This window comes from Nocardia sp. NPDC051787, assembly GCF_040681325.1.
In the GTDB taxonomy this organism is placed as follows: Bacteria; Actinomycetota; Actinomycetes; order Mycobacteriales; family Mycobacteriaceae; genus Nocardia.
On sequence record NZ_JBFAYO010000002.1, the window covers coordinates 51,624 to 78,620 of the forward strand.

Sequence of the window (26,997 nt, forward strand, 5' to 3'; positions counted from 1 at the left end):
TCCAGAGATCGGGACGCGGATGCGAGGACCCGAGCCGCTGCGCCGAAGCGGCTCGAGCCCTGCGCGCACGCCCGCGCGAGCAAGCGGTCGAACGGTCCCGGGATCCGCGCGAACATCGCTCGTCATCGCGCACCGGAATGCCCAGCCGGCGACCGGCGAGTTCCGGCGTCGGCTCGCCGCCGACTCGCTCATGCCGCATAGATCGTCGCTCCCCGGTGCACAGTGCGCAGGCACGTCGGCAGCGGTGAATCAGGTTCCAGCGCAGGCAATCCCGGGACACGCGACCGCGGATCGGTGGACCAGCGCTGGACCGAGTCGGCGGCAGCGGCGACGACGAGCTCGTCGGCATCCCAGATCGCGTAGGACGCGGGAGCACCCGGTACCAGCGTGCCCGCCACACCGTCGCGGACCCCGCCGGCGCGCCAGGCGCCGCGCGTCGCCGCGGCGAAGGCCGCGCGCGGCGACAAGCCGTGCCCCGGGGTGCGATGGTTGGCCGCGGCCCGCACCGCCGCCCACGGATCGAGGGCGGTGACCGGGGCGTCGGAGCCGATCGCGACGGCGACACCGGCGGCGGCCATGGCGGCGAACGGGTTCAGGGCCGCCGCGCGGTCGGCGCCGAGCCGCGCGGCGTACATGCCGTCCGGTCCACCCCAGGCGGCGTCGAATCCCGGCTGCACACTAGCGATTACGCCCCAGCGCGCGAGTTTCGCGATGTGCTCGGCGTCGATCAGTTCGGCATGCTCGACGCGGTGCCCGAGCGTGGCGACGGCGGGCCCGCCGAGTTCCTCGACGACCCGCTCGATACCGGCGACGAGCGCGTCCATCGCCGCGTCGCCGATCACGTGGAATCCGGCCTGGATACCCGCCACCGTGCAGGCACGGACGTGCTCGGCGATCGCCTCCGCATCGAGATAGCTTCGGCCGCAACCGGGCTCGTCGGAGTAGGGCGCGCGCAGCCAGGCGGTGCGCGACCCGAAGGAGCCGTCGACGAACAGGTCGCCACCCAAGGCGTGCACGCCGAGTTCCTCGACCAGGGCGCGGGCCTGTTCGGCGCTGCGCACCGCCTCGCCCCAGTACGCCCGGACCTGCACGCCGTGGTCGAATTCGAGCAGTTCGCGAAGGTCGTCGCGCCCAGCGATCTCCGGGCCGGCGCATTCGTGCACCGCGACGATCCCGCGCGCGGCGGCGTGGTCCAGTGCCGCGGCGCGCGCCCGATCCCGTTGCGCCCGAGACAGACTCGCGAGCGCGGCGGTGCGCACCAGATGGTGGGCCGCGGCGCGCACCGGCTCGCCGCGGGTGAACCCGTCGGCCGAGGTCAGCTCGGGCAGCGTGTCCAGCAGCGCCGAGGACGCCACGGCGGAGTGCGCGTCCACGCGGGAGAGGTACACATGACGACCGGCGCCCGCCGCCGCGTCGATCTCCTCGACGCTGGGCGGACGGCCCTCCGGCCAGGTGGTCTCGTCCCAGCCGTCGCCCAGGGCGACGCCGTCGGGGTGTGTCTCGGCAAACGCGCGCAGCAGCCGCAAGCAGTGTCCGAGCGACTCCGCGCCCGACAGGTCGAGACCGGTGAGCTTCAGCCCGAGTGCCGTGACGTGCACATGCGGATCGACGAACGCGGGCGCCACGAAGGCGCCGTCGAGGTCGACGATCTCGGCGTCCGGGTGCAGCGCGCGTCCTGGCTGCTCGGCACCGAGCCAGACCACGGTCCCGTCGGTCACCGCCATGGCCGTGGCGTCCGGTGAACTAGCGCTGTAGAAACGACCGCCGATCAGCAACTGGGTACTCACGGGGCACCAGTCTGCCGTATGCCCGAACCGGCGGTTTCGGTCAGCCGTTCAGTGCAGGGCGGCGCGCCAGGTCCTCCTGCTGCGCCAGCACCGTCATCACCTCCGCGTACTCCGGCGGCGCTCCGCCGGTTGCGCCCGCCGCCGTGGACCGGCAGCCCGCCTCCACGGCGATCAGCTCCAGCCGCAGCGCCGCGGCCGTGAATCCGGAAATCGACTGTCCCGCAGCGGCCGCCGCACGTCGCACCGCGGCGGCCAGCTCCTCGCTCACCGTCACGGTGAGTTGCTCGGTGGCCATCGCGCCACGATAGCCCTTCGACGCGCCACACGGAACCGGGCGTCGGCGATTTCCCGCTCAGGACGGGCTGATCGCGCGGCGAGCGTCGCCCTGTCCGTCGTCGTACCACTGCCGCACCACGTCGCCGTCGATCACCTCGTCGCCGTCGATGACGACACCGCGATAGGGCACCGCGGCGGCGATCCTGCCGAACCGTCGCGCCCCGAACGCCGTGACCAGTGGACGCACCAGAAACCGCGTCGGGGGCAGCAGCAGAAGCAGACCGAGCAGCGAAGTGACCAGACCGGGCACGAACATCAGCACACCACCCGCCGCGACCAGCGCGCCGTCGGCCACGGCGGTGCCCGGCGCGATCTCTCCGCGCCCGGCCCGCCGGAACTGCTCGAAAACCCGGCGCCCCTGCGAGCCGACCAGCAGCATGCCCGCGGCCGATCCGGCGATCAGCACCAGAATCGTCGGCATGACGCCGATCAGCTGGCCGACCGCGACCAGCGCGGCGATTTCGACGACGACGTACAGCACGAACAACAACCCGGCCATGGCGATCCTTTCGGACGATCTACCCGGTCAACGTCCGGCGCGCGCGTTTTTCTCCCGGGCCGCCTGATAAGACACTGAGATCGGCCCTGGTCAGCCGCCGGGGCGAACCAGGCCTGTCTCGTAGGCCAAGACGACCGCCTGAACCCGGTCGCGCAGACCGAGTTTGGTGAGCACCCTGCCGACGTGCGTCTTGACCGTGGCCTCGGAGAGGTACAACTGCTCGGCGATCTCGGCGTTGGAGCGGCCCGCCGCGATCTGCTCGAGCACTTCGCGTTCGCGGGCGGTGAGCACGTCGAGCACGCCCGGGTCGCGGGTGCGTGCCGGATCCTCCGCGATGAGACGGTCCAACAGGCGCTTGGTCACCTTCGGTGAGACCACCGCATCACCCGCGGCGACGCTGCGGATGGCCGAGACGAGGTCTTCCGGCGGGGTGTCCTTCAAGAGGAATCCGCTCGCTCCCGCGCGGAGCGCGCCGAGCGCGTGCTCGTCGAGGTCGAAGGTCGTCATGACGAGCACCCGGCTGCCGTGCCCGGCCTCCACGATGCGGGTGGTGGCGGCGACGCCGTCGACGACGGGCATCCGCACATCCATCAGCACGACGTCGGGTCGCAGCTCCGCCGCCCTGGCGATCGCGGCGGCGCCGTTGGCCGCCTCGCCGATCACTTCGATGTCGGGGTGCGCGCCGAGCACCATCTTCAATCCCATACGCATGAGTTCCTGGTCATCGACTACGAGAACGGTGATCGGCACGCCCCCAATGTAACGTGGGCACATTCGCGTCTCGGGCGTCCCGCGGCGCGACGATCCCGGCGCCCCGCTCCCCGACTTCGGATCCGTGACCGAATCCCTTTGCGGCGCAGCGATTCACGCAGCGCGACCGGCACGGAGCTCGGCTCAGTCCGCTGGGCCTGGCCGCAGCGGGATGCTCGCGCGCACCCGCCAGGCTCCGTCCGCGTCGGCGCCGGCGTCCAGGCTGCCGCCCAGCACGGCGACCCGCTCACGCATCCCGACCAACCCGAGCCCGCTGCCCTCGATGCGGGTGGCCGGTTCGTGCAGCGGCACGCCGCCGCTGTCGGTGACATCGATCAACACGTCGGAATCGGTGCGGCGCACCCGCACCCACGCTTTCGGGTGCGGGCCCGCGTGCCGCAGCGTGTTGGTCAGCGATTCCTGCACGATGCGATGCACGCCGAGACTGACCTCGGGCGCGATGTCGTCCAGTTCGCCGGTCAGCTCGAGCTCCACGGCCAGGCCGGTGCCGCGCATCATTTCCACGACCTTGGCCAGGCCTGCGGTGCCGTGCTGGGGCAGCTGGTCGGGCGCGTGCTCGGTACGCAGCAGCGCCACGGTTCTGCGCAGTTCGCGCAGCGCTTCGCGGCCGGTGCTCGCGATGGTGGTGAGCGCCTGCTCGGCCGCGTCCGGGTCGCGGCGCAGCGCGTATTTCGCGCCGTCGGCCTGCACGATGATCACGCTCACCGCGTGCGCCACCACGTCGTGCAGTTCCCGGGCGATGCGGGTGCGTTCGGCCGAGACGGCGTCGTGCGCGCGGCGCTCTTTGTCGTCGTCGGCGACCGCCAGACGCGCCGCGACCTCGGCGTCGTAGGCGTGCCGCGCGCCGATGAACTCCGCGAGCGTCCAGGACAGCGCGTAGAACATGGCGGTGAAGACGATGTCGGGCCCGGCCGGCCGGTCGATCGCCACGATCGAGAGCACCACGTCAACGCCCAAGCCGAGCCCGAACCACAGTCCCTCGCGCCGCCCGACGTAGGCGACCAGCGTATAGAGGATGATGCCCTGCGACAGCAGGGCGATGTGGTCGGCGTCCTCCTCGGTCAGGAAGCCCACCAGCGACGCGGTCATCGACAGCGCCAGCGTGGCGACCGCCATCGCCCGCGGGTATACCCGGCGCAGCACCACCGGAAGCGGAAGCAGCACGCCAACGGCCAGATATGCGAGCTTGTTGTGCGCGTTGCCCACGCTGACGATCTCGAGCAGCAGCAGCATCGCCGCCAGCGCCGAATCGGCGACGATGGGCTGGCCCCGAAGCCACAGACTGAATCGACGCACGGGGTTCAGCCTAGGTGCGCCCGGCACGCGGCCACGCAACCCCACGGAGGCAGGGCCGAATGCCCGCATGATTCCGGGCACGGCCGCCCCTTCGAGCGCGCACCGGCATGCATCTCGCTGCACCTCCCGCGGAAGGCCACGACCGAAGATCACCCGGTCAGATCGCGCTACTCGATGCAGCATAGGCGTGAGCTCGCGAATTGTCTCCGCGCCCACACCTGCGTGCGGCACCATCCGCTCCGCCTCGGCCACCCCGCCGACGCCGATGGCGGTGTGGTGATCGCCGCGATGGACCTCCGCTTCCTCGGCGGCTACCTCCGCACCGCGATCGACGATCGCTATGGCGGACGGCACCGAACTGGCCGGAGGCGCCGACGCCGATCAGCGGATGAACCGATGATCTGGTTGTCTTACCTAGTGGAGATCGGTGACTGGGCGGTTCTGTTGACAGCGGCGACGGCTGCGGGATGGGTAGACGCGGTGGTGGGCGGCGGCGGGCTGATCATTCTGCCCACACTGTTCGTGGTGGCGCCCGGCATCGCGCCGCAGACCGCGCTCGGCACCAACAAGCTCGCCGCACTGGCCGGGACGAGCGCCGCGGCGGCGACCTTCGCACGCAAGGTGCCGATGCGCTGGCGGGTGCTGGTGCCCGCCGCCGTGATCGCCGCGGTGGCGGCCGCGGCCGGCGCCGCCGCGGTCTCCCTGATCGACCGCGAGCTTTTCATCCCGATCGTGATGGTGGTGCTGGTCGGTGTCGCGTTGTTCGTCACAATGCGTCCGTCGATCGGCGTCACGTTGGCCACTCACCCGCCCACGCGGCGCAAGGTCGTCCTCACCGTGGCGCTGGCCGCGGGGTTGATCGGGTTCTACGACGGACTGCTCGGACCCGGCACAGGAACGTTCCTGATCATCACCTTCGCCACCCTGCTCGGCACCGAATTCGTGCGGGCGGCGGCCATGGCCAAAGTGCTCAACTGCGGCTCGAACCTCGGCGCGCTGATCTTCTTCGGGGCGACCGGCCACATCCTCTGGGCCCTCGGTGCCGCGATGGCCGTTGCGAACGTGCTGGGCGCGGTGCTCGGCTCGCGCACGGCGGTGCGGAAGGGCGCCGAATTCGTGCGCGTCGTGCTGCTGGTGGTGGTGATCGCGATGGTGATCCGGTTGGGCTGGCAGCAGTTCGGCTGATCAGCCCACCGGTTCGACGCGATGGGTGGCCAGCCAGGGTTGCAGGACGCGTGAAGTCGTCTCGTGAATTCGGGCGTGCAGGCGCTCACCGTCGTCGACCCCGGCCACCGGATGCTGGAACAAGACGGTCAACGCACCCGACACCGCACCGACGACCGCGCCGACCAGCGCGGCGGCGCCCACCTCGTCGAGTTCGGCGGGGAACGCGCCGTGCAGCTGCCTGGCTATCTCGCGCTGCGCGACGAGCTGGGCGTGTGCGGCGCGGCCGCTCACCGCGGGCACGGTCCGCGACACCGTGGCACGCAGCGCCGCGATCCGGGCGGAAAGGTCGTCGATGAGGTGTTCGCCGGGGTTGTCGCCCGCGGCACGCAACGAGCGCAGCAAGACCTCCACCGGACGTTCGCCGGGGCGCCTGCTGGCGATCGCGGCCACCGCGGCGCGCACCCGCTCGTCGGATTCCGGGAAGAGCAGCTCTTCTTTGCTGGCGAAGTAGTTGAAGAACGTGCGCGTGCCGACGTCCGCCGCGGCGGCGATATCGGCCACCGTCGTATCCTCGTAGCCTCTGGTCTCGAACAGCTCGGCGGCGGCTTCGAGAATGGCTCGGCGGGTACGTTCGCGCTTGCGGTCACGGAGAGCGGATGGCGGCACGCGGGCACAGTACGGCATCCGGCGGGCAACACGCGGTAAGCGTGGGTCTCGCGCGTGCCGTTCACTCTGCACCACCGTGCATTCCACGCAATTCGGCACTCGATGCACGTTCGCGCAGGGTGCAATCGGCGATCGATCCCGCGTACGCCGCGGAGCCGGCCGGGCAACTGCCCCGCATACGGTCGCCCCGGCGCGGCGGACGGACTTCGCCCGCCTGCGCCATTCGAGCGCCATTGATGTGGCTGCTTCAGCTTCGCGCGGCCCGCCGCGGGCGACGTCCTGCTGCGTCCGGCCCCGCGCGGGCTGCGGGCGGACGTCGTCCGGTTGGCCCATTATGTTGGTCGGGTGAGCATCGCGACTTCCAAAGACGTGGACGCCGAGTTCCTCGGTCTGCCACTGGCCGCGCTCGCCGACGCCGCGCTCACCGCGGCGACGGCGGCCGGCGCCGAGCACGCCGACCTGAGGGTGCACCGGTTGGTCACCCAGTCGATCCGATTGCGCGACGGACGCGTGGAGGCGGTCACCGACAGCACCGAGCTGGGCTTCGCCGTCCGCGTGATCGTGGACGGCACTTGGGGTTTCGCGTCGCACGCCGCGCTCACGCCCGACATCGCCGCCGAAGTGGCCCGCACCGCGGTCACCGTCGCCACCACGCTGCGCGCGCTCAATCGGGAGCGCGTCGAACTCGCCGCCGAGCCACGCTATGCCGGCGTGCGCTGGGTCTCGGACTACGGCATCGACCCGTTCACCGTGCCGACCGGCGAGAAGGTAGCGCTGCTGCAGGACTATTCGGAGCGGCTGTCGCACGCCGACGGCGTCGATCACGTCACCGCCGGCCTGCTCCAGGTCAAGGAGCAGACTTTCTACGCCGACACCGCGGGGTCGTCGATCACCCAGCAGCGGGTCCGGCTGCATCCGAGTCTGGAAGCCATCACGGTGGACTCCGCGGCGGGGGTGTTCGAGACGATGCGCACGCTGGCCGCACCGGCGGGCCGCGGGTGGGAGTACGTCACCGGCGCCGACGGGATCTGGGACTGGGACGGCGAACTCGCGCGGATCCCGGAGTGGCTCGCCGAGAAGGTGAAGGCGCCCAGCGTGCAGGCCGGGCCGACCGACCTCGTCATCGATCCGACCAACCTGTGGCTGACCATCCACGAATCCATCGGCCACGCCACCGAGTACGACCGCGCCATCGGCTACGAATCCGCCTACGCGGGCACCTCGTTCGCCACGCCGGACAAATTGGGCACGCTGCGCTACGGCACCCCGATCATGCAGGTGACCGGCGACCGCACCGAAGCGCACGGCTTGGCCAGTGTCGGCTACGACGACGAAGGTGTCGCCGGGCAGCGGTGGGATCTGGTGCGCGACGGCATCCTGGCCGGGTATCAACTGGACCGGGTGTTCGCCCCGCGGCTGGGCCTGGAGCGATCCAACGGCTGCTCGTACGCGGATTCGGCCCATCACGTCCCGATCCAGCGGATGGCCAACGTCTCGCTGCAACCCGACCCCGACCGCGACACCAGCACCGAGGAACTGATCTCCCGGGTGGACGACGGCATCTACATCGTCGGCGACAAATCGTGGTCGATCGACATGCAGCGCTACAACTTCCAGTTCACCGGTCAGCGGTTCTTCCGCATCCGCGGCGGCAAGCTGGACGGCCAGCTGCGCGATGTCGCCTACCAGGCCACCACCACCGACTTCTGGGGTGCGATGGAGGCGGTCGGCGGGCCGTCCACCTGGCAGCTGGGCGGTGCGTTCAACTGCGGCAAAGCGCAGCCCGGTCAGGTCGCGGCGGTCAGCCACGGCTGCCCGTCGATCCTGGTGCGCGGCATCAACGTTCTCAACACCTGGACGGAGGCCGGCCAGTGACCGACGATCTGTTTCCCGCGAGCGCGACCGTGGAGCGGGCGCTCGCGCTGTCGACCGCCGACGAAACGATGGTGATCGTCCGTGACGAGCACGAGGCCTCGCTGCGCTGGGCCGGGAACTCGATGACCACCAATGGTTCGTCGGTATCGCGCAACTGGGCGGTGATCTCGGTATTCCGCGAGGGACCCACCCTCGCTCGGGTCGGCACGATCGCCTCGACCAGCGTGGACCCCGATGACATCGCCGCGGTGGTGCGGGCCGCCGAGGAGGCCGCGCGCACCGCCGAGCCGGCCAAGGACGCCATGCCACTGCTCGAACTGGACGCCGTCGACGACGGCTGGTCCGCCCCGGCGAGCGGCACCGGCATCGACGTGTTCACCGATCTCGCCCACGACTTGGCCGCCGGTTTCGACAGCGCCGATCGCCTCTACGGTTTCGCCCACCACCAGATGCACACCACCTGGCTGGGCACCTCGACCGGTGTCCGCCGCCGCTTCGTGCAACCCACGGGTTCGGTGGAGATCAACGGCAAACGCGGCGCGGACGCGGATCTGGCCAGCGCGTGGGCCGGGGTGGGGACCACCGACTTCACCGACGTCGACGTGACCGCCCTGCTCGCCGAGCTCTCCCGGCGCCTGGATTGGGCCAAGCGCAAGGTCGAGTTGCCCGCGGGCCGCTACGAAACCCTGCTGCCGCCCTCTACCGTTGCCGACCTGATGATCTACCTGGCCTGGTCGATGGAAGGCCGCGGCGCGCAGGAGGGTCACACGGCGTTCGCGCGGGCGGGCGGGACCCGGATCGGCGAGCGCCTGACCGGCCTTCCGCTCACCCTCTACTCGGACCCGTACGCGCCCGGCTTGGAATACCGGCCGTTCGTTGCGACGACCGCGTCATCGGAGTCGATGTCGGTATTCGACAACGGCATGCCCGCCGAACGCGTCGACTGGCTGCGCGACGGGGTGATCTCCGCGCTGATCTACCCGCGCGCCACGGCCGCCGAGTTCGGCGCCAGCGCCACGGTTCCCGGCGAGAACCTGCTGCTGACCGGTGGTTCCGACGCGAGCATCAACGAGATGATCGCCCGCACCGAGCGCGGTCTGCTGCTGACGACGCTGTGGTACATCCGCGAGGTCGATCCGGCGACGCTGCTGCTCACCGGCCTCACCCGGGACGGGGTGTACCTCGTGGAGAACGGCGAGGTCACCGCCGCGGTGAACAATTTCCGGTTCAACGAGAGCCCGCTGGATCTGCTCCGGCGGGTGACCGAAGCGGGCGCCACCGAGACCACGCTGCCGCGCGAATGGAAGGACTGGTTCACCCGGACCGCCATGCCGCCCTTGCGCATCCCCGACTTCCACATGTCCTCGGTCAGCCAGGCGACCTGACACTGTCGCGGTGGCGTCGTCCGCCGCGGCGGGTCAGGCGGCAGGGGTGATCTCGATGCCGATGGTGCCGGACTTGCCGCGGCGCAGGTTGCTGCCGAGGATGATCAACGGGCCGGTGAGCCAGTACTTGCGCCGCAGTAATTTGCGCACCCGTTCCGTGCCTTCGGCGTCGAGGATCCGGGCGGTCCCTTCGACCACCTCGCCGTGCGGTTTGCCCGTCGCACTACAGGGCTGCAGGCTGACCGCGGGATTGCGGCGCAGCCGCTTGACCTTCCAGCTGTCGGTCACCGTCCAGACGTACAGTTTGCCGTTCTCGGACACCGCCCACACCGCGGTGCCGACCGGGGTGCCGTCCTTGCGGAACGTGGTCAGCAGCACGTAGTCGGCGGCAGCGACGGCTCCCAGCGCATTCGTCATACGCCCAGCGTATCGGCGATCAGGTGGTCGAGCGCGTCGAGCAGCGCCGCGGCCGCTTCTCCGTCGCGCCCGCCCGGATCAGATGCAGCGAATACTACGTTCGACCGAACGAACTCATTGCCGAGTCCTGGATGCGCGGCTACTACCCGGATCGGGTCTCCTCCTGGTCCGACATCCGGTACTCCCCCGCCTCGAGCCGCGCCAGCACCCCCTCGGTCCACCCCGACAGGTTCTCGAAGACGCCGCTCCACATCTCGAGCAGATCCGTCGCGTGCGGCGCCTCGTATCGCCCGGGGAAGTTCGGGATCATGGCGAGCAGGCTGGTGCGCACTTCCTCACTGCGGCGGCGCTGTTCGCGCAGTTTCTCGATCACGTGTGCCCTTGGCAGTGCGTCCATGAAGGCGATGGCCGCGCCCAGTTCCTCCATGTCGACGCTGACCAGCGCCTCGTCCATGAGCCTGCGGAACTCGGCCTCGCCCGCCTCGGTCATCCCGAACAGCGTGCGACCGGGACCCTGCTCGCTGTTCTCGGTGCCGAACGCGCTCAGCTTGCCCTCCTGCGTGAGCTGTTTGAGCGCGTGATAGATCGACCCGGGCTTTACGTTCGTCCAGGTCTCGGCGCGCCAGGACAGCAATTCCCGCCGCACGGCATAGCCGTGGGTGGGCTGACGCAGGCGCATCACGCCCAGCACCAACAGGCGTACGGCCGACATGGCGAACTCCTTCCGGTCGGAACTCGCCATAGTAGTCAAGTTTGACTTCCCACCGGGCACGGCCATACGGTCAGCTAGTCAAAATTGACTACCACGGTATTCGGGAGGCTTCATGTCCGACACGGCGGTACCGCAGCTCTGGACCGGCGACCTGGCGGGCACGCTGGATTTCTACACAACGCTCGGCTATACGGTGACCCACGAGCAGACCCACCCCTACGTCTACGGCGCCGTAGAAAACGATGGCTGCGCCCTGCATTTCGTGACCGCACCCAACGGCGACATACCCGCCGAACGCTCCGGATGCCTGGTGATGGTCGACGACGTCGCGAGCAGGCACCAAGCGTTCACCACGGCACTGCGCGCCCGATACGGCAAGGTTCCCGCGAAAGGTCTCCCGCGGATCACCCGATTCCGGCCGGGGCAGAGCCGATTCACGGTGGTGGACCCGGCGGGCAACCAGGTGATCTATATCCAGCGCGACGAACCCATGAAGCTCGAGTACGGCGGGTCGAAGGCGTTGAACGGCTTGGCCAAGGTGCTGGACAACGCCCGGATCCTGCGCGATTTCAAGAACGACGACAAAGCGGCTTTCCGCGTGCTCGAGGTCGGTCTCGGCCGGTTCCGGCTCGAGGCACCGCGGCTGGATGTGGCCCGGGCGCTGGCGGCGCTCACCGAACTGGCCGTCGCCACCGGCGAGCCCGACCGCACCGCACAGTTCCGTGCCGAGCTACGCGCGATGGAGTTGTCCGACGCGGAACGCGCCGCCGTCGCCGACGAGCTACGCGCATCCGACGACCTCGCCGCCTGGCTGTCCGGAACGTAGCCGGCGACATCATGTTCGACGTACCGCGCGGTGCCGATGACCACGCTGTCACGCCGCAGCTGTCAGCACCTCAGGACCATCGGGCGTGATCGCGACAGTGTGTTCGGAGTGCGCGGTGCGCGAACCGTCCGCCGAGCGAATGGTCCAGCCGTCGGGATCGGTGACGATGCGGTCGGTCGTGCGCGCGAACCAGGGTTCGATCGCGATGGTGAGTCCAGGGCGCAACCGGTAGCCACGTCCCGGGCGGCCCGTGTTGGGCACATGCGGGTCCTCGTGCATGGTGCGGCCGAGGCCGTGGCCACCGAACTCGGTGTTCACCGGGTAGCCGTAGTCCCGCGCCACGGTGGCGACAGCGGCCGAGATGTCTCCGATGTGGTTGCCCGGCACGGCGACCGCGATCGCTGCCGCGAGCGCCTCCTCGGTGGCGCGAACCAACCGCACGTCCTCGGGCGCGGCGGTGCCGACCACGACGGTAGTCGCCGAATCGGCGACCCAGCCGTCGATCCCGACGGCGAGGTCCATGCTCAGCACGTCACCGTCACGCAGGACGTAGTCGAACGGAAGCCCGTGCAGGACGGCATCGTTCACCGACAGGCACACGGTGTTGCGGAACGGCCCGCGCCCGAACGACGGCGCGTAGTCCCAATAACAGGACTGCGCTCCGCGCTCGCGAATGCGCTCCCGGACACAGGCCTCCAGCCCGAGCAGATTCACCCCGACCCGCGCGCGTTCGCGCAGTTCGCCCAGCACATCGGCGACGAAGCGCCCCGCCACTCGCATCCGCGCGATCTCCGCGGGGCTCTTCAACTCGACCATCATTCCTCCACTACGCCGGTATTTTAATACCACCTTAGCCGCATCGGTATTTAAATACCAGCCAGCCCGCTTGCGGTATTTAAATACCGGCCGTAGCCTGGGCGCATGGTCCGTCTTCCGCTGACTCCCGCGCAGATCGACGCGGGCCGCCGCCTCGGCGCCGCCCTGCGCAGCGCGCGCGCCGACCGTGATCTCGGCGAAGTGGCCCGGGCGGCAGGCATTTCACCGGAGACACTGCGCAAGATCGAAACCGGCCGACTCCCCTCCCCCGCCTTCGGCACCGTCGTGTCGCTCAGCCAGGTGCTCGCGCTCCCGCTCGACGACCTGGCGGATATCTGGCGCTCGGCGGGCCTGGCCGAATCGGCCTAGGTCAGCGTCTTCGGATCGATCGCGATGCCGACGGACGCGTCCGCGCCGCGCAGCAGCTTGTGCCCGCGAATGGCGAGCTTGCCGATGACTCCGTACTTGTCCGCGACCACGTCGCGAACCCGCTGTGTGCCGTCCGCGTCGAGCATCCGGGCGTTGCCCGCCAAGACCTCCTCCGACTTCGGCCGGCCGCGCCCGTCGCAGACCTGCAGCGTCACGTCCGGATTGCGGCGGATCCGCTTGACCTTCCAGGCCTTCGAATTCGTCCAGATGACGGTCCGGTCGCCGTCCGGCGCCACCCAGACAGGCGTGCCGACCGGCGTTCCGTCCTTCTTGAAGGTCGTCAGCAGGACGAACTTGCTCTGACTCATCTCGTTCCACGTCATATCGAGAACGGTAGGCGCGTCCGCCCGCGGGAACATCCGACCGCGGAACGGTTCGCCATTACGCGTTCGGACGTAGGACGCTCCGCCGCGGTCGGTACGCGGCGGCGACACTGACTAGCCGCGCCGCCGCCACGTTCCGGCCGTTATCCGCGATAGCGGCGGAAGAACGTGCGCACATCCGCCAGGAAAAGTTCCGGTTGCTCGGCAGCGGCGAAGTGGCCGCCCTCGGCGTATTCGGTGAAGTGCTCGATGTGGCCCTCCGGGTTCATCACCCGGCGCATCAGCGGATGCGTATTGAACACCGCCCAGCCCTGCGGCACACCCGAGGGCGCGGTCCAGGCCATCCCGGAATGCGCAGTCTCCCAGAGGAATTGAGCCGCGGAGGCGCCACTGCGGGTGAACCAGTAGACGCTGATGTTGGTCAGCAGCAGGTCACGATCGACCGCCGCGCCCTCCGGACGTGCCGGATCGGTCCACACCTGGAACTTCTCCGCGATCCAGCCCAGTTGCGCGATCGGCGAATCGGTGAGCGCGGCGGCGATCGCGTTCGGCTGGGTGTTCTGCAACACCAGGTACCCCTTCTGCTGTGCCCAGCCCGCCCGCGCGGCGTCGATCTCGGCCAGTTCGTCGGCGGTGAGTCCATCCGGCATCGGAAGCTGCTCGCCCAGCAGCCCCAGCGTGCCCTGATCGCTGTTGACATGCGTCGCGATGACCCGTTCCGGATACATCGCGGCCAGCCGTCCGGTGACTCCGGCGCCGACATCGCCGCCCTGCGCCACGAATTTCTCGTAGCCGAGCCTGCTCATCAACTCCGCGAACGCCTCTGTCGTGCGCGCCAGCTCCCAGCCCGCCGAAGCCAGCGGCGTGGAGAACCCGAACCCTGGTAGCGACGGGATCACCACATGAAACGCGTCCGCCGGATCACCGCCGTGCGACCGCGGATCGGTCAGCGGGCCGATCAACTCCAGGAACTCCACCACCGACCCCGGGTAGCCGTGGGTGATCACCAGCGGAATCGCCTCCGGCTCAGGGGAGCGGACATGGAAGAAGTGGATGGTCTGCCCGTCGATCTCGGTGGTGAACTGGTCGTAAGCGTTCAGCCGCGCCTCCTGCGCCCGCCAGTCGAACTCGTCGCGCCAGTACTGCGCCAGCTCCCGCAGGTATCGCGGCGCGATCCCCCGCTCCCAATCCCCCTCGGTGCCGGGCACCGCGTGCGGAAGCCGCGCCCGGCTCAGTCGCTGCCGCAAGTCATCGATCTCGCTCTGCGGAATGTCGATTCGGAAGGGGCGGATCTGCGTCGTATTCGTCATGGGAACCACTCTGTCGGCCATTGCGGAAGAGTTTCTTCCGCGATGCGAGGATTCCTCCGAAGTTCGTCCCGAACGCCCTACCAGCCGAGACAGCAGTGTGCTCTCAAGACCGCCACTACCCGGGCCAGGAGCGCGCGGATCATCCCCGCGGGCGCGGGGAGCACGAATTCGTCGACGAGTTCGGCGAACATGACGGCGGATCATCCCCGCGGGCGCGGGGAGCACGGCTTGGGGCTGCGGGAGTTCCACAAGAAGTACGGATCATCCCCGCGGGCGCGGGGAGCACGTCCAGGCCCGCAACTACTCCGGCGGATTCACCGGATCATCCCCGCGGGCGCGGGGAGCACCGGCATAAGGGCATCAGGGTCGGTGCCGAGGGCGGATCATCCCCGCGGGCGCGGGGAGCACCAGCACCGTTCCCGATCGTTTGCCGCACAGACCGGATCATCCCCGCGGGCGCGGGGAGCACGACCGTGCGGCCCTGCTCGATCGCGGCGAGGACGGATCATCCCCGCGGGCGCGGGGAGCACACTTGTTGACCTGGAGGTTTCTCGGCCGAATCGTCGTTTCTCATTCGGTTTGGTTTGAGAGGCGCCAGGCCAAGTGCCAGCAGTGTAGTCGCTACTTCTGTTTGGACTTTCGTCGGGAGCATCTCGAATTGACGGGCTTTTCTGCATGTCGGCTGTTCCCGCGATGGCACACGCCCTCATAGCCACGCACGATCACGACAGCCCACACCATGAGCGGATGTTCGGAATATCCGTCCGGTACTACGATCGCGGTCGCCCCCGATCCCTACCATCCAGGCGAACCAGACGAAGACCGTGTCGAACACCGCCCTGTGTCCGCCGACCGGCGGTAACCCGCGATGACCGCTCCGATCCACCGATGGCTCGGCGGTGTCGTGTTCACTCCCGGTCTGATGGCCTTCACTGGCGATATCGGTGACGCCGCGGCACATTCGCACGGCGCGGTACAGGTATTGCTGGTCACCCGTGGCGAACTCACGCTGACCGATGGAAGCGGAGCTGTCGGCCGTGCGGACCTCGCGATCATCCCGCCGGGCGTCCGCCATGAAGTTCGTGCGACGCCAGGGACCGCCGGATTCCTGGCGTACCTCGACCCAGCCAGTACGGCTGGACGCGCCGCCGTCGCGCGGCTCGCCGGGCGACCTGCCGATCGCGTGGACAGCTGGATCGCGGCGGCGGTCCCCACGCCACCCGGTCCCCCGTCCCGGGCTCCGGCGCTTCCGTTGCCTCGGCGGGCCGCACATCCGGTGGTGCTCGCGGCGATGGAACTGGCCGATGCCAGCCCGGTTGGGCCACCCACCCTGGGTGAGGCGGCCCGCCTGGTCGCGATGTCACCCAGTCGCCTGTCGCATTTATTCTCCGCCGAGGTCGGGCTTCCCTATGCGGCGTGGCGGTCCCGATCGCCGCACTCCATGCGCAATCGGGCGACCCCGGCCCAGTCGGACTCCGGTAGTGAACTGGAGCCTTTGTACTCGGCGGCAGCGACCAAACTTTGGCAATTCACCCGAAAAAGGCGAACCAGGCCACTATTGCGTACTGCTATGAAAGTCTTGTAAGCCACCGCTGGTCGCTTCCCGCGACCCGAATGGACGGGGCTTCTCGAAAAAGCGGTGCGAGCGTCAGCTGCGGGTTCGTGTCGCCGACTCTTCGCATGCGCATCGCACGGACTGAAGGAGGGGTCGAATGACTGAAACGACCAAAATAGCAATGCGCAAAAAGACCGTGTCCGCGTCGTCGACGCCCCCGAAACCCGCCGAGCGAAGCTCGCCCGGCTGGTACAAGCTCTACAACGATACGAGCGGACATGTCTCGGTCTACCGGCAGGAGTGGGATGTGCCGAAGTGCGTGTTCGGGCTGGCCCCCGGAGCCACCAGCGACCAGTACGAGGCCGGGCACGAAATATACATTCTGTTCTCGGAATCCGGCGCGGGGACGATGGTCACGTGGAACGGTTGGGACTCGATCACGTGGTACTACCACGTCAGCGGCTACACGAGCGGTAACCAGGTGAACAACGTGAGTTCCTTCAAATAGGTCCGGCCGCGTCGTCACCGGATCGCCATGCGCGCCGGATACGTCGCGCCTTATGTGCAGAGTTCTCCGATGTGCACCACACCGAATTGGAGGTTCAAATGAGTCTCGCAGAGGGCCCTCCGTCGGGTTTCATCGTTTCGGACGTCTACGTCGAGGTCGGCGACCCCATTGTGAGCGGCCAGAAGTTCTTGAGCATCAAGTCACCGGGTGCAGGCGGCCAGCTCGATCTGCTGTGGGACGAGTACGACTCCACAGTCACCCAAATTGCCGAGAAAGGTCACTATATAGATGTGCTGAACAACCCGGAAGACTGGTTGATCACCGTCGAATAGGACGATCGAGTAATGAACAGGGGATCGTACGGCGTCCGCCGTACCCACACGCTGATATGCCGCCACGCGTCACGACGTCTGCGTGGCGGCATTTGCCGGCAGACACTGGTAGAACCTGAGCATGGCTGATCAGACACGGTTTGCTCGGCTGGCGCTCGACCAAGTGGCGGCCGAGCTGGACCAGACCGCCTTTCGAGGTGGCTACCTCACTCCTGAGCGGATGCGTTTTCTCGCGACCAAAGTCCGCGACGCGGGCGTGGCGTACGAGAAAGCCACGGGATCGGTATAACTGCGAGACCGCGCACCCAGCGGTCGCCGGTGGACATGGCGTCGCGACGAGCACTGCCCACGTCCGCCCGAATGCCGGCCTACCCGTGGGAGGACGCCGTCAAGTGGCGGGAGTCCAGCCCAGGATGGATCGGACGGCGGCGCGAGCTGCGGTCGGATCGGCGGCTTCGAGTACCGCGGCGGCGGCGCGCTCGCAGCTTTCCCGGCTGACCTCCGCCAGGCCCGCACCCACGGCGGCGACGGCGCTGGCGGCAGCGGACAAAGAGCCGATGCCGAGACCGACCAGGACGCAAGCCAAGGCTGGATCGGCCGCGGCTTCACCGCACACTCCGACGGGCTTGCCGAGGCGCAGGCCCGCCGCCGCAGTGCGGGCCACGAGGGACAGCACTGCCGGTTGCCATGGGTCGGTGAGCGCGGCCAGTTCGGGCGACATGCGGTCGGCCGCCATCGTGTACTGGGCGAGGTCGTTGGTGCCGACGGACAGGAAATCGACGTGCCGGAGAATCGCTTCCGCCGTCAGCGCGGCGGCGGGCACTTCGATCATCGCGCCCGGAATGAGCCCCCGCGCGCGGACCTTCGAGGCGAAGGATTCCGCTTCCGCCGAGGTCGAAATCATCGGCGCCATCACCCACGGCACGGGCTCGCGGCCGACCGCGGCGCGCGCGATGGCGTCCAGTTGCCGATCGAGGATGCCCGCGTCGCGCGCGGCGACGCGGATACCACGGACGCCGAGCGCGGGATTCGCCTCATCGGGGTGGTGGGCGAACCGCAGCGGCTTGTCCGATCCGGCGTCCAGGGTCCGGATCACCACCTTCGCCCCCGCGTACGCGTCGAGCACCTCGCGGTAGACGCGCTCCTGCTCGGCCACGCTCGGCTCGGATTCCCGGTCCAGGAAACACAATTCGGTGCGAAACAGACCCACGCCCTCGGCCGGTGTCCGACGCGCCGCCAGCGCACCGGCGCCGTCTTGGACGTTGACCAGCACTTCCACCCGGTGACCGTCCGCCGTGGCACCCGGACCTGTCCACGCCGCGTCGCGGGCGACCCGGGAGCGGAACTCCTCGATCGCCCGGGCCGCGACCAAGGGGTCGGGATCGACCACGATTTGCCCGGTTGCGCCATCCAGTAGGACCTCTGTCCCCGCCGTGACTCCGTCGAGCTCGGCCACCGCGACAACGCAGGGAATGCCGAGTTGGCGCGCGATGATCGCGGTATGGCTGGTCGGCCCGCCGAATGACGTCGCCAAGCCGACGATGAGTTCCGGGTCGAGCCCGGCCGCGTCCGCGGGCGCCAAGTCGTCGGCGAGCAGGATCGCGGGCTGCGCCGGTACCGGGATGCCGGGCTCGGGCGCACCGGCCAGTTCGGCGACGACTCGAGCACAGATGTCCCGCAAGTCCGTCACCCGCTCGGCCATCAGTCCGCCGAGTTTCGTGAACATCGCGGCGAACTGGTCGGTGGCCGCGACCGCCGCCGCCCGAGCGGGTGTGCCCGCCGCGATCAGCTTCTCGGCGGCGGCGAGCCAGCCGCGGTCGGTGGCCATCGCGGCGTTGGCGGCGAGCACCTCCGCCGCGGCGCCGCCTGCGCGCGCCGCACGTTCCCGCAAGCGGTCCGAGACAGTGGTCGCGGCCGTCAGTAGCGCCGCCCGCTCGGATGCCCGATCGGACTCGGAAACCAGATCCGTCGATTCCTCGACGCGCAGCCGGGCAACCGGCCGGACCGCAGGCGCGAACGCGACACCGGACACCGCCGGTGTACCGTTCAGCACCACAGTTCCCGCTTTCACCTGCAGCGACCCCGTCATCCGTCGTCTACCTCCGCGCCTGTGCCGAGCGAATGGGCGCCATGCCCATCCCGTTGCCGATGTGATCCAGACTACGCCAACCCGTTGACAAAGCAACACATTCAGATATAAAACAACATAAACCAACACCAAGCCGGGAGGATCGGATGTACGCCGAGGAACGCCAGCAGGCCATCGCCACGCTGGTCGGGCAGCGGGGGCGCGTGTCGGTCACCGAGCTGTCCGATCAGTACGGCGTCACGACCGAAACGGTCCGCCGCGACCTGGCGGTGCTCGATCGGATGGGGCTGATCCGACGCGTGCACGGCGGCGCGGTACCCGCCGCGGCGCTGACCGCGATCGAACTCGGCACCGGCGAACGCGAGCACAGCCGCGCGGCGGAAAAGGATCGCATCGCCAAGGCGGCCCTGGATTTCCTGCCGCCGACCGGCGGCAGTGTGCTGTTCGACGCGGGCACCACCACGGCGCGGATCGCCGCCCTCCTGCCGACGGACCGCGAACTGGTCGCGGTGACCAATTCGGTGCCGATCGCGGCCCGGCTCAGCGGAAATGCCGCGGTGCGGTTGCATCTGCTCGGCGGGCGCGTCCGCGGAGTCACCCAGGCGGCCGTGGGATCGGAGACCCAGCGCGTGCTCGGTGAACTGCGCGTCGACGTCGCGTTCCTCGGAACGAACGCGCTGACTCCCGCGCACGGGCTGTCCACACCGGACTTCGAGGAAGCCGCGGTCAAGCGGGCCATGGTCGCCAGCGCGCACCGCGTCGTCGTGGTGGCCGACTCCACCAAGGTGGGGCGCGAGGATCTCGTGCGATTCGCCGCCATCGACGAGATCGACGCGCTGGTCACCGACACCGACTTGCTGGCGTCGGTGCGCGCCGAGCTCACCGCGACCGGACTCGAAGTGGTCACCGCATGATCGTCACGCTGACCGCCAATCCCAGCATCGATCGCACCGTCACCCTGACCGAACCGCTGCACCGGGGGGCCGTGCACCGAGCCGCCACCGTGAGCTCGCATCCCGGCGGCAAGGGCGTCAACGTCTCGCGGGTAGTCGCCGCGGCAGGTCGCGCCACGATCGCCGTGCTGCCGGGCAACGCTGGGGACCCGCTGCTCCGGGAACTCGGCGCCGCGGGCATCCGCTACCGGGCCGTCTCGACCCCCGGGATCGCGCGGACCAATCTGACGGTCGCGGAAGCCGACGGAACCACGACGAAGATCAACGAGCCCGGCCCCGCATTGCCCACCGCGTGTGCGGATTCCCTCGCCGGGGTGCTCGACGGTCTCGCCAACGCAGCGTCCTGGGTGGTGTTGTCGGGCTCGCTGCCGCCCGGAGTGCCCGCCGACTGGTATGTCGCGTTGCTGCGCAGGCTGCGCGGAGTCCCGGTCGCGGTTGACGCCTCCGATGCCCCACTTCAGGCGCTGGCCACCGAATTCGGCTCGGTCACACCGAGACTGCTGAAACCGAACACCGAGGAACTGGGACAGCTCACCGGCGACGACCCCGCCGACCTGGAAGATCCGCTGGCCGCGGCACACGCGGCGGCGACCCTGGTCGGGTACGGGGTCGGCACGGTACTCGCGACGCTGGGCGAGGCGGGCGCGGTCCTGGTCACCCCGGACGGCGCCTGGTACGCGGCCGCGCCGCCCGTGGCGCCGCGCAGCACCGTGGGCGCCGGGGACTCGGCCTTGGCCGGTTATCTGCTCGCCGACCTCGACGGCGCCGGGCCCGCGGAACGGTTACGCTGCGCCGTCGCCTACGGCAGCGCCGCCGCCGCGCTCCCCGGCACCGGCGTGCCCGGGCCGCACGACATCGATCTCGACGCCGTCTCCGTCACGGCACTCAACGCTCTGCACAACCGCTGAAGGAGGCCGAGATGGCCGACTCGATCATCACCGAGTATCTGATCACCCTCGACACCGATCTGGGCGCAGCCAAGGAGTCCGTGATCGCCGCTCTCGCCGAACGCCTGGCCGAAACCGGCCGCGCCCAGGACGCGACGGCACTGAGCGAGGCGGCGCTGGCCCGGGAAGCCCAGTCCGCGACAGGGCTTCCGGGCGGCATCGCGATACCGCACTGCCGCGCCGCGACCGTCACCGAAGCCTCACTCGCGTTCGGCCGGCTCGCTCCGCCGGTCGATTTCGGCGCCCCGGACGGTCCCGCCGACCTCGTCTTCCTGATCGCGGCGCCGGAAGGCACCGGCGCCGAGCACATGAAGCTGCTGTCGAGCCTGGCGCGTGCGCTGGTGAAACCCGAATTCGTCACCGACCTGCGCGCCGCGACGACGCCCGGGGACGTCGTGGCCCTCGTCGAGGGCGTGCTCGACGCGCCGAGTCCGGCGAAAGAGGCTCATGCCGACTCGGCCGGCGCGACCACGGCAACTGCGAGCAATGCGGTCCCGGCACCGAGCGCGACCGCACCGTCCGCGACAACCACGCCGCCCAGCGAGGAGGCACGGGTCGCCGAGCGCACGATCGTCGCGGTCACCGCCTGCCCGACCGGAATCGCGCACACCTACATGGCCGCCGACTCCCTGGTCGCCGCAGGCAAACGCGCCGGTGTCACGGTGCACGTGGAAACGCAGGGGTCCAGCGGCAGCACTCCGCTCGGCGGCGAGACCATCGCGGCGGCGTCCGCGGTCATCTTCGCCACCGACGTCGGCGTGCGCGGACGCGACCGGTTCGCGGGCAAGCCCGTCGTGACGTCCGGGGTCAAGCGCGCGATCAACGAACCCGATGCGATGATCGCCGACGCGCTGCGTGCCGCGAACGATCCCGGTGCCACCACGGTCAGCGGCCGCGCACCCGGCGACGAACCCGCTCCCGCACGGGCATCGGAAACCCTCGGCTGGGGCACGCGATTGCGCCAGATCCTGCTGACCGGCGTCAGCTACATGATCCCGTTCGTCGCGGCGGGTGGCCTGCTCATCGCGCTCGGCTTCCTGCTGGGCGGCTACGAGATCGCCGACAACGCCAAGTCCATCGTGCTGGACAACTCGCTCAGCGCGCTGCCCGACGGCGGACTGGCCACCTACCTCGGCGCGGTGATGTTCCAGCTCGGCTCGCTCGCGTTCGGCTTCCTGGTGCCCGCGCTGGCCGGCTACATCGCCTTCGCCATCGCCGACCGCCCCGGCCTGGCACCGGGTTTCACCGCGGGAGCCGTCGCGGTCTTCGTCGGCGCCGGATTCCTCGGCGGCCTCACAGGCGGTGTGATCGCCGGGTTCGCGGCACTGTGGATCGCGAGACTCACCGTCCCCCAGTGGGCTCGGGGCCTGATGCCGGTGGTGGTGATCCCGCTGTTCGCATCGCTGGTCGTCGGCGCGGCCATGTTCATCGTGCTCGGCAAGCCGCTTGCCGCCGTCACCAGCGGGCTCACCAACTGGCTCAACGGGCTGTCCGGCACGTCCGCGATAGCGCTCGGGGTCATCCTCGGCCTGATGATGTGCTTCGACCTCGGTGGGCCGGTGAACAAGGCCGCCTACTCGTTCGCCGTCGCCGGGCTCAGCGTCACCGACAGCGCCTCACTGCGCATCATGGCCGCGGTCATGGCCGCGGGGATGGTGCCGCCCCTGGCCATGGCGGTGGCCACCGCGATCAGGCCCCGCCTGTTCACGACCGCCGAACGTGAAAACGGCAAGGCAGCCTGGCTGCTCGGGGCGTCGTTCATCTCCGAGGGCGCCATTCCCTTCGCCGCAGCCGATCCGCTGCGGGTCATCCCGTCCATGATGGCCGGCGGCGCCGTCACCGGGGCGCTGATCATGACGACCGGAACCACGCTCAGCGCACCACACGGCGGAATCTTCGTCTTCTTCGCGGTCGGCCATATCCTCTGGTTCCTCGCCGCGCTGGCCGCCGGCACGCTTGTCGGCGCGCTCTGCGTCACCGTCGCCAAAGAACTTGTCCGTCCGCGCGCCGCCGCGCCCGCCCCCGCAATCGTCACCGCCGGATAACCCGTTCCCACCGAGGAGTTCCACCATGCCACAGACAACCGTCGAAGTCGGCTCGTCCATCGGCCTGCACGCCCGCCCCGCCAACATCATCGCCGAAGCCGTTCAGGCGGCGGGCGTCGCCGTCACCCTGTCGGTGGTCGGCGGCGATCCAGTCGACGCGGGCTCGGCGCTGATGATCATGACGCTCGGCGCCACCCAGGGCACCGCGGTCGTGGTCGACAGCGACGACCAAGCTGTCTTGGACAAGGTCGTCGCCCTGGTCGCCGCCGATCTCGACGCCTGAGCGGTCCACGCTACGACGACCATGCGCCGCGTCCGAGGTGGGCACGGCGTTGCGAAGAGCCGAGAATGGGTGCCATGACGGCGTGGCGAATGGGTGCCGCCGCCGACTCGGCGGCCTACCGAGCGAATCCGGGCACGCGTCGGCGCGACCGGCGCACGGATTTGGTCTGGTATGCCGCTTACGGCTCGAACATGAGCTTGACCAGGCTGCGCACCTACCTGCGCGGCGGGCATCCCGACGGCGGTGCGCTCACCCTGCCTGGATGCCGGAACCGCTCCGACCCGATCCGATCGGCGCCTCTCCTGCTGCCCGGCCTGTTGTATTTCGCAACCGAATCGCTGACCTGGACCGGTGGCCGCGCCTTCTACGACCCGGGCTGCCGGGGCGAGATCGCCGTGCACGCCCATCTGCTCACCACCGCTCAGTTCTCCGACATCGTGGCCCAGGAGATGTACCGCGCTCCCGGCGCGGAACTCGACCTCACCGGGGTGATCGACCGCGGCACGATCACCCTGGGCACCGGCCGGTACGAAACGCTGGTCTGCGCGGGAACCTACGACGGCCACCCGGTCCTGAGTTTTACCGCGCCCTGGCGCTACCGGGATGTTCCGGGCAACCCGCCCGCCGCGGCCTACTTGCGGTATCTGGCGGCGGGTCTGCGCGCCGCGCACGGCTGGTCCATCCGGACGACCGCCGGCTATCTCGCCACCCGCCCGGGCGCCGATCGCGGATGGACCCCGGATTCCGTCCATGCGCTGCTCCGGGCGGGCCACTGAGCCCGTGCGGGTCACGAGCGACTACGAAGTCGGTCGCTGAGTTCCGTTGTGCGTGGATACGTCTACGACGAGACGCCCGTCGCTCCCGGGCGGGCACCGATGACCGGGGACTCGGCCTCGGAATCCCGATAGCTGCGCGCGACGAGTGCCGCGCGCAGGTACCACACCCCGGAGGCTTGGGCGGGGTCGAACCCGGTGAGCTGGCCGATGCGTTTGAGCCGGTAGTCGACGGTGTTGGTGTGGATGTGCAACGACCGTGCGGTGCGCTGGCGGTTCAGGTTCGTGCCGATATGACGCTTCAGCGTTTCGAGGAGTTCGGGGTGCTCGTCGAGCGGATCGAGGAGGGTCCGCAGCGTTTCCAGTCCGGGTCCGGGGCGGGTGAGCTGGTACTCCAGCGCCAGGTCGTCGAAGCGGTACAGCCCGCGCATCCAGCGCAGCCGCTGCACCATATCGAGCAGTTCGTGCGCGCGATCGGCGGCCGTGGGCACCTCGACCGGCGTCGCGGCGATCACCGTAGCGACAACCGGCACCTGCGCGGCGCCGCCGAGGTACTCCACCAGCTCGTCGAGGGCTTTGTCCTCCGGTGACGCGGACGGTAGCAGGATCGTGCCACCGTCGACGCTCAGCAGCGACAACACCGTGTCGCCGCAGCGGGTCGCGAGCTCGGATTGCACGCGGCGCAGCTTTCGCCGCGCCACCACCGCGCCGTCGAGTCGCGGGTTTCTCTCCTCGGGGTGTGGCGGAATTGCTACCGCTAGAACGGCATACGAATCTGCGATCGGAATGCCGCATTCGCGCGCCATGGTGAAGGTGGGATGCCCGCCGAGCAGGGCGGAGGCCAGCGTGTGCGCCGCGGTGTGATGTTCGCCGACCACGGCACGCAACTCGGTGACGTAAGCGCGCGACACGGTGGAGGTGATGGTGTCCAAGATTTCCAGCAGGCGGCGGCTGATGTCCTTGAGGCTGTCGAAATCCGCGGCGGTCGCGTTCGCGACGATCAGGTCGAAGCCGAGTTTGAATCCCTCGTGCACGGCGTGATGGATGGTGTCGATCGGGATGCCCTCGCGCGCCCAGCCCGCCGCCGCGGTGCGCAGCAGCATCGTCTTCTCGGGGATGTCGCTGCCGTCGAGCATGCTGACGGCCAGTTCCAGGCACAGGCGGGTGATGTTGGTGATATCGCCGTTGAGTGCCTCGCCGGGTAGCGTCCGGCAGTGCGCGACGGTTTCGATGAAGTGGCCGACCATTTTGCGCGACAGATTCCGCACATCCCGCAGCGAAGAACTGGCCGGGCGGCCCGACAGGGTCAAATCCGGACCTGCCGAATCGGTGATGGACATCGTGACTCCTTCCCTCCCCGATCGCGGAAAGTACTCCACGGTAACTTGACCGGTTCGGCCTTCCGAGTGTCGCGCCCCGGGTTGGGGATACCGCCCGAAAATCGGCAGCCCGAGTCTGTGAAGGCTCACAACACGCATTCGCGCGGTCGAAATCTCTCGGTCCCCGCCGTAACGTCGGTGCCAGCAGGGTCGTCGGGCGGAGGGAGGGCCATGACTATCGGCCCGCACGAAGAAGATCGGCACACCGCCGAGGTGCCTGCGCGCTTCGATCGTGGTCAATCCCGCCATGCCGGTCCCGACGCGCTGATCAAAATGGGTCTGGAACTGGCCCTCGTCCTAGTGGACGCGGCCGAGGCCGCCGGAAGCCTCGCCCTCGGCAGATTCGAGCACGCCGCCAGCCGATGCGCCCAGGCCGGTATCCCGATCGAAGCGGTGCACGCCGTCCTGCGCGACGGCGTCGACGCGGGCCTCGCCCTGCCCGCGAACGAGTCGCCCGAACGCCACGCGCAGCGTGAGCGGGTAGAGCCCGGCGTGATCAGCGAATTCCTGGAGGCGCTGAACTCGGTCGTGGCGCGCAGCTACGCCAACTGAAACGGACGACGCTCAGAGTCCGGCGACAAGGGCGGCGCTTTCCAGCGCGCAGCCGTATCCGATGGTGATGCCGGAGCCGCCGTGGCCGTAATTGTGGACGACGGGAATGCCCGGCAGCACGGCGGTGTCGAGTTCGAGGCGAACTTCGCCGCGGCCAGGACGCAGTCCGACCAAGGCCTCCACCACCTCGCTCTCGGCGAGCGCGGGAGCCAGATCGCGGCAACGCCGCAGGATCGACCGGGTGAGCTCGGGATCCGGCGCGGTCTCCCACTCGCCCGGCTCCAGTGAGCCGCCCAGAACGCAGTCCGAGGCCCTGGGGTGGACGTAGGCGCGGCCGAGAGGATGGGCCTGGTCCCGGATCGACAACGAAAGCCCCGGATTGGTCACCCGTACGATCTGGCCACGGATCGGGTACACGGCGGGGTCGCCGACGAGTTCAGCGGCGCGCAGACCTGCACAGTTGACCACGACGTCGGGCGAAAGGTCGGCGAGGTCGTCGAGCCGGTGGACAGTGCGCAGCACGCGCCGCGCGCCTGCCGCGTCCACCTGCGCGCTGAGAAACGGCAGGTAGGTCGGCATCTCCACCAGTGGTACCGCGAAACGGAAGCCGAAGCCGTAGCCGGGCGGCAGTTCACCCGGATCGGCGTCCCGGAACGAGCGCACCGACCGTGACCAGTCCGGAACCGCGGGCTCGTCCCGATAGAGCGCCATCGACTCGCACATCCGCACGCCCGGCGCGCCCGCGGCGGCCAGCGCGGCCAGATGCTCGAAGGTGGTGTCGCTCCACGCCCGGACCCGGTCCGCCGGGCCCGCCGCGGTGGGAAACCACACGGCGGCGGCGAGAAAAGAGGTGGTCGCCGTAATCGGCGTGGCGCTGACGACGGTTACCTCGTGCCGGTCCCTGAGCAACTGCGCCGCGGTGGAAAGTCCCGAGATGCCCGAGCCGAGGACAACGATCCGCATGCG

General features: G+C 69.5%; 29 protein-coding genes and 1 CRISPR repeat array. Of the genes, 15 read left to right on the top strand and 14 right to left on the bottom strand.

Going from position 1 to position 26,997, the window contains the following annotated elements; translation table 11 throughout:
• Positions 1-188: 188 nt before the first annotated feature.
• The 5 genes from AB0M45_RS02140 to AB0M45_RS02160 all read right to left on the bottom strand — a co-directional run bounded on the left by AB0M45_RS02140 (position 189) and on the right by AB0M45_RS02160 (position 4,689).
• Positions 189-1,787, bottom strand: a complete 1,599-nt coding sequence (locus AB0M45_RS02140; RefSeq protein ID WP_364321905.1) for an amidohydrolase family protein — start codon at positions 1,785-1,787, stop codon at positions 189-191.
• Positions 1,788-1,827: 40 nt separating this feature from the next.
• On the bottom strand, positions 1,828-2,082 hold the full coding sequence (locus tag AB0M45_RS02145; protein WP_364321908.1) for a hypothetical protein: 255 nt from the start codon (positions 2,080-2,082) through the stop codon (positions 1,828-1,830).
• A 57-nt stretch (positions 2,083-2,139) separates the two neighbouring features.
• Positions 2,140-2,622 (bottom strand): FxsA family protein, encoded by a 483-nt coding sequence (locus AB0M45_RS02150; protein ID WP_364321911.1) that lies wholly within the window; start codon positions 2,620-2,622, stop codon positions 2,140-2,142.
• Positions 2,623-2,712: 90 nt separating this feature from the next.
• Positions 2,713-3,372 (bottom strand): response regulator transcription factor, encoded by a 660-nt coding sequence (locus AB0M45_RS02155; protein WP_364321914.1) that lies wholly within the window; start codon positions 3,370-3,372, stop codon positions 2,713-2,715.
• A 144-nt stretch (positions 3,373-3,516) separates the two neighbouring features.
• The gene (locus AB0M45_RS02160) at positions 3,517-4,689 is read right to left on the bottom strand and encodes a histidine kinase (protein ID WP_364321917.1); all 1,173 of its coding nucleotides are present in this window, start codon (positions 4,687-4,689) and stop codon (positions 3,517-3,519) included.
• 417 nt (positions 4,690-5,106) lie between these two features.
• On the opposite strand from AB0M45_RS02160, the gene AB0M45_RS02165 reads away from it, so the two are divergent.
• Positions 5,107-5,874, top strand: a complete 768-nt coding sequence (locus AB0M45_RS02165) for a TSUP family transporter (RefSeq protein ID WP_364322556.1) — start codon at positions 5,107-5,109, stop codon at positions 5,872-5,874.
• Here AB0M45_RS02165 and AB0M45_RS02170 read toward each other — a convergent pair whose 3' ends face one another.
• Positions 5,875-6,522, bottom strand: coding sequence for a TetR family transcriptional regulator (locus AB0M45_RS02170; RefSeq protein ID WP_364321920.1), 648 nt, complete (start codon positions 6,520-6,522; stop codon positions 5,875-5,877). It lies immediately after the preceding gene.
• Between the two features lie 351 nt (positions 6,523-6,873).
• Here AB0M45_RS02170 and AB0M45_RS02175 point away from each other — a divergent pair, with 351 nt between their 5' ends.
• A complete protein-coding gene (locus tag AB0M45_RS02175) occupies positions 6,874-8,397 on the top strand; it encodes a TldD/PmbA family protein (RefSeq protein ID WP_364322558.1) in 1,524 nt (507 codons plus the stop codon).
• Positions 8,398-8,465: 68 nt separating this feature from the next.
• Complete coding sequence (locus AB0M45_RS02180; protein WP_364322560.1) at positions 8,466-9,782, top strand: metallopeptidase TldD-related protein; 1,317 nt, start codon at positions 8,466-8,468, stop codon at positions 9,780-9,782.
• Positions 9,783-9,815: 33 nt separating this feature from the next.
• Here the strand turns inward: AB0M45_RS02180 and AB0M45_RS02185 are convergent, their stop codons facing one another.
• Both AB0M45_RS02185 and AB0M45_RS02190 read right to left on the bottom strand, forming a co-directional pair.
• A complete protein-coding gene (locus AB0M45_RS02185; RefSeq protein WP_364321923.1) occupies positions 9,816-10,199 on the bottom strand; it encodes a PPOX class F420-dependent oxidoreductase in 384 nt (127 codons plus the stop codon).
• A 142-nt stretch (positions 10,200-10,341) separates the two neighbouring features.
• The gene (locus tag AB0M45_RS02190; protein WP_364321926.1) at positions 10,342-10,911 is read right to left on the bottom strand and encodes a PadR family transcriptional regulator; all 570 of its coding nucleotides are present in this window, start codon (positions 10,909-10,911) and stop codon (positions 10,342-10,344) included.
• Positions 10,912-11,023: 112 nt separating this feature from the next.
• Between AB0M45_RS02190 and AB0M45_RS02195 the strand changes: the two genes are divergently transcribed.
• Positions 11,024-11,737: a glyoxalase gene (locus tag AB0M45_RS02195; RefSeq protein ID WP_364321929.1), complete on the top strand. Its 714-nt coding sequence runs from the start codon at positions 11,024-11,026 to the stop codon at positions 11,735-11,737.
• Positions 11,738-11,785: 48 nt separating this feature from the next.
• Here the strand turns inward: AB0M45_RS02195 and map are convergent, their stop codons facing one another.
• A complete protein-coding gene (map, locus tag AB0M45_RS02200; protein WP_364321932.1) occupies positions 11,786-12,553 on the bottom strand; it encodes a type I methionyl aminopeptidase in 768 nt (255 codons plus the stop codon).
• A 105-nt stretch (positions 12,554-12,658) separates the two neighbouring features.
• On the opposite strand from map, the gene AB0M45_RS02205 reads away from it, so the two are divergent.
• Positions 12,659-12,922 (top strand): helix-turn-helix transcriptional regulator, encoded by a 264-nt coding sequence (locus AB0M45_RS02205; RefSeq protein ID WP_364321935.1) that lies wholly within the window; start codon positions 12,659-12,661, stop codon positions 12,920-12,922.
• Here the strand turns inward: AB0M45_RS02205 and AB0M45_RS02210 are convergent.
• Both AB0M45_RS02210 and AB0M45_RS02215 read right to left on the bottom strand, forming a co-directional pair.
• Entirely contained in the window at positions 12,919-13,305 is a 387-nt protein-coding gene (locus AB0M45_RS02210; protein WP_364321938.1) for a PPOX class F420-dependent oxidoreductase, read from the bottom strand. The two genes, AB0M45_RS02205 and AB0M45_RS02210, sit on opposite strands and share 4 nt — an antisense overlap.
• A gap of 143 nt (positions 13,306-13,448) precedes the next feature.
• On the bottom strand, positions 13,449-14,615 hold the full coding sequence (locus AB0M45_RS02215; RefSeq protein ID WP_364321941.1) for an epoxide hydrolase family protein: 1,167 nt from the start codon (positions 14,613-14,615) through the stop codon (positions 13,449-13,451).
• A gap of 135 nt (positions 14,616-14,750) precedes the next feature.
• Positions 14,751-15,145: direct repeats of the CRISPR family, unit length 29 nt; unit sequence CGGATCATCCCCGCGGGCGCGGGGAGCAC.
• A gap of 338 nt (positions 15,146-15,483) precedes the next feature.
• On the opposite strand from AB0M45_RS02215, the gene AB0M45_RS02220 reads away from it, so the two are divergent.
• The 4 genes from AB0M45_RS02220 to AB0M45_RS02235 all read left to right on the top strand — a co-directional run bounded on the left by AB0M45_RS02220 (position 15,484) and on the right by AB0M45_RS02235 (position 17,299).
• Complete coding sequence (locus AB0M45_RS02220; RefSeq protein WP_364321944.1) at positions 15,484-16,200, top strand: AraC family transcriptional regulator; 717 nt, start codon at positions 15,484-15,486, stop codon at positions 16,198-16,200.
• Positions 16,201-16,327: 127 nt separating this feature from the next.
• Complete coding sequence (locus tag AB0M45_RS02225; RefSeq protein ID WP_364321947.1) at positions 16,328-16,678, top strand: hypothetical protein; 351 nt, start codon at positions 16,328-16,330, stop codon at positions 16,676-16,678.
• Between the two features lie 98 nt (positions 16,679-16,776).
• The gene (locus AB0M45_RS02230) at positions 16,777-17,010 is read left to right on the top strand and encodes a hypothetical protein (protein ID WP_364321950.1); all 234 of its coding nucleotides are present in this window, start codon (positions 16,777-16,779) and stop codon (positions 17,008-17,010) included.
• A 121-nt stretch (positions 17,011-17,131) separates the two neighbouring features.
• A complete protein-coding gene (locus tag AB0M45_RS02235; protein ID WP_364321953.1) occupies positions 17,132-17,299 on the top strand; it encodes a hypothetical protein in 168 nt (55 codons plus the stop codon).
• Between the two features lie 99 nt (positions 17,300-17,398).
• On the opposite strand, the gene AB0M45_RS02240 is transcribed toward AB0M45_RS02235, so the two are convergent.
• Entirely contained in the window at positions 17,399-19,099 is a 1,701-nt protein-coding gene (locus tag AB0M45_RS02240) for a putative PEP-binding protein (protein ID WP_364321956.1), read from the bottom strand.
• A 146-nt stretch (positions 19,100-19,245) separates the two neighbouring features.
• Here AB0M45_RS02240 and AB0M45_RS02245 point away from each other — a divergent pair, with 146 nt between their 5' ends.
• From AB0M45_RS02245 to AB0M45_RS02265, 5 genes are all read left to right on the top strand, one after another.
• Entirely contained in the window at positions 19,246-20,013 is a 768-nt protein-coding gene (locus tag AB0M45_RS02245) for a DeoR/GlpR family DNA-binding transcription regulator (protein WP_364321960.1), read from the top strand.
• Complete coding sequence (locus tag AB0M45_RS02250) at positions 20,010-20,960, top strand: 1-phosphofructokinase family hexose kinase (protein ID WP_364321963.1); 951 nt, start codon at positions 20,010-20,012, stop codon at positions 20,958-20,960. The genes AB0M45_RS02245 and AB0M45_RS02250 overlap by 4 nt, the downstream gene beginning before the upstream one ends.
• An 11-nt stretch (positions 20,961-20,971) precedes the next feature.
• Entirely contained in the window at positions 20,972-23,044 is a 2,073-nt protein-coding gene (locus tag AB0M45_RS02255; RefSeq protein WP_364321966.1) for a fructose-specific PTS transporter subunit EIIC, read from the top strand.
• 25 nt (positions 23,045-23,069) lie between these two features.
• Positions 23,070-23,327 (top strand): HPr family phosphocarrier protein, encoded by a 258-nt coding sequence (locus AB0M45_RS02260; RefSeq protein WP_364321969.1) that lies wholly within the window; start codon positions 23,070-23,072, stop codon positions 23,325-23,327.
• Positions 23,328-23,401: 74 nt separating this feature from the next.
• Positions 23,402-24,103, top strand: a complete 702-nt coding sequence (locus tag AB0M45_RS02265; protein WP_364321972.1) for a histone deacetylase — start codon at positions 23,402-23,404, stop codon at positions 24,101-24,103.
• A 62-nt stretch (positions 24,104-24,165) separates the two neighbouring features.
• Here the strand turns inward: AB0M45_RS02265 and AB0M45_RS02270 are convergent, their stop codons facing one another.
• Positions 24,166-25,440, bottom strand: coding sequence for a helix-turn-helix domain-containing protein (locus tag AB0M45_RS02270; protein ID WP_364321975.1), 1,275 nt, complete (start codon positions 25,438-25,440; stop codon positions 24,166-24,168).
• A 210-nt stretch (positions 25,441-25,650) separates the two neighbouring features.
• Between AB0M45_RS02270 and AB0M45_RS02275 the strand changes: the two genes are divergently transcribed.
• Positions 25,651-26,031: a hypothetical protein gene (locus AB0M45_RS02275; protein ID WP_364321978.1), complete on the top strand. Its 381-nt coding sequence runs from the start codon at positions 25,651-25,653 to the stop codon at positions 26,029-26,031.
• Between the two features lie 12 nt (positions 26,032-26,043).
• Here AB0M45_RS02275 and AB0M45_RS02280 read toward each other — a convergent pair whose 3' ends face one another.
• A complete protein-coding gene (locus AB0M45_RS02280) occupies positions 26,044-26,994 on the bottom strand; it encodes an FAD-dependent oxidoreductase (protein ID WP_364321981.1) in 951 nt (316 codons plus the stop codon).
• Positions 26,995-26,997 lie beyond the last annotated feature (3 nt).

Coding starts and splice junctions, on each gene's coding strand:
- AB0M45_RS02145 (WP_364321908.1), bottom strand. CDS start 2,082: ATGGCCACCGAGCAACTCACCGTGACGGTGAGCGAGGAGCTGGCCGCC.
- AB0M45_RS02220 (WP_364321944.1), top strand. CDS start 15,484: ATGACCGCTCCGATCCACCGATGGCTCGGCGGTGTCGTGTTCACTCCC.
- AB0M45_RS02270 (WP_364321975.1), bottom strand. CDS start 25,440: ATGTCCATCACCGATTCGGCAGGTCCGGATTTGACCCTGTCGGGCCGC.
- AB0M45_RS02235 (WP_364321953.1), top strand. CDS start 17,132: ATGGCTGATCAGACACGGTTTGCTCGGCTGGCGCTCGACCAAGTGGCG.
- AB0M45_RS02185 (WP_364321923.1), bottom strand. CDS start 10,199: ATGACGAATGCGCTGGGAGCCGTCGCTGCCGCCGACTACGTGCTGCTG.
- AB0M45_RS02205 (WP_364321935.1), top strand. CDS start 12,659: ATGGTCCGTCTTCCGCTGACTCCCGCGCAGATCGACGCGGGCCGCCGC.
- AB0M45_RS02265 (WP_364321972.1), top strand. CDS start 23,402: ATGACGGCGTGGCGAATGGGTGCCGCCGCCGACTCGGCGGCCTACCGA.
- AB0M45_RS02245 (WP_364321960.1), top strand. CDS start 19,246: ATGTACGCCGAGGAACGCCAGCAGGCCATCGCCACGCTGGTCGGGCAG.
- AB0M45_RS02275 (WP_364321978.1), top strand. CDS start 25,651: ATGACTATCGGCCCGCACGAAGAAGATCGGCACACCGCCGAGGTGCCT.
- AB0M45_RS02215 (WP_364321941.1), bottom strand. CDS start 14,615: ATGACGAATACGACGCAGATCCGCCCCTTCCGAATCGACATTCCGCAG.
- AB0M45_RS02240 (WP_364321956.1), bottom strand. CDS start 19,099: ATGACGGGGTCGCTGCAGGTGAAAGCGGGAACTGTGGTGCTGAACGGT.
- AB0M45_RS02250 (WP_364321963.1), top strand. CDS start 20,010: ATGATCGTCACGCTGACCGCCAATCCCAGCATCGATCGCACCGTCACC.
- AB0M45_RS02150 (WP_364321911.1), bottom strand. CDS start 2,622: ATGGCCGGGTTGTTGTTCGTGCTGTACGTCGTCGTCGAAATCGCCGCG.
- AB0M45_RS02225 (WP_364321947.1), top strand. CDS start 16,328: ATGACTGAAACGACCAAAATAGCAATGCGCAAAAAGACCGTGTCCGCG.
- AB0M45_RS02210 (WP_364321938.1), bottom strand. CDS start 13,305: ATGACGTGGAACGAGATGAGTCAGAGCAAGTTCGTCCTGCTGACGACC.
- AB0M45_RS02255 (WP_364321966.1), top strand. CDS start 20,972: ATGGCCGACTCGATCATCACCGAGTATCTGATCACCCTCGACACCGAT.
- AB0M45_RS02190 (WP_364321926.1), bottom strand. CDS start 10,911: ATGTCGGCCGTACGCCTGTTGGTGCTGGGCGTGATGCGCCTGCGTCAG.
- AB0M45_RS02230 (WP_364321950.1), top strand. CDS start 16,777: ATGAGTCTCGCAGAGGGCCCTCCGTCGGGTTTCATCGTTTCGGACGTC.
- AB0M45_RS02280 (WP_364321981.1), bottom strand. CDS start 26,994: ATGCGGATCGTTGTCCTCGGCTCGGGCATCTCGGGACTTTCCACCGCG.
- map (WP_364321932.1), bottom strand. CDS start 12,553: ATGGTCGAGTTGAAGAGCCCCGCGGAGATCGCGCGGATGCGAGTGGCG.
- AB0M45_RS02180 (WP_364322560.1), top strand. CDS start 8,466: ATGGTGATCGTCCGTGACGAGCACGAGGCCTCGCTGCGCTGGGCCGGG.
- AB0M45_RS02260 (WP_364321969.1), top strand. CDS start 23,070: ATGCCACAGACAACCGTCGAAGTCGGCTCGTCCATCGGCCTGCACGCC.
- AB0M45_RS02195 (WP_364321929.1), top strand. CDS start 11,024: ATGTCCGACACGGCGGTACCGCAGCTCTGGACCGGCGACCTGGCGGGC.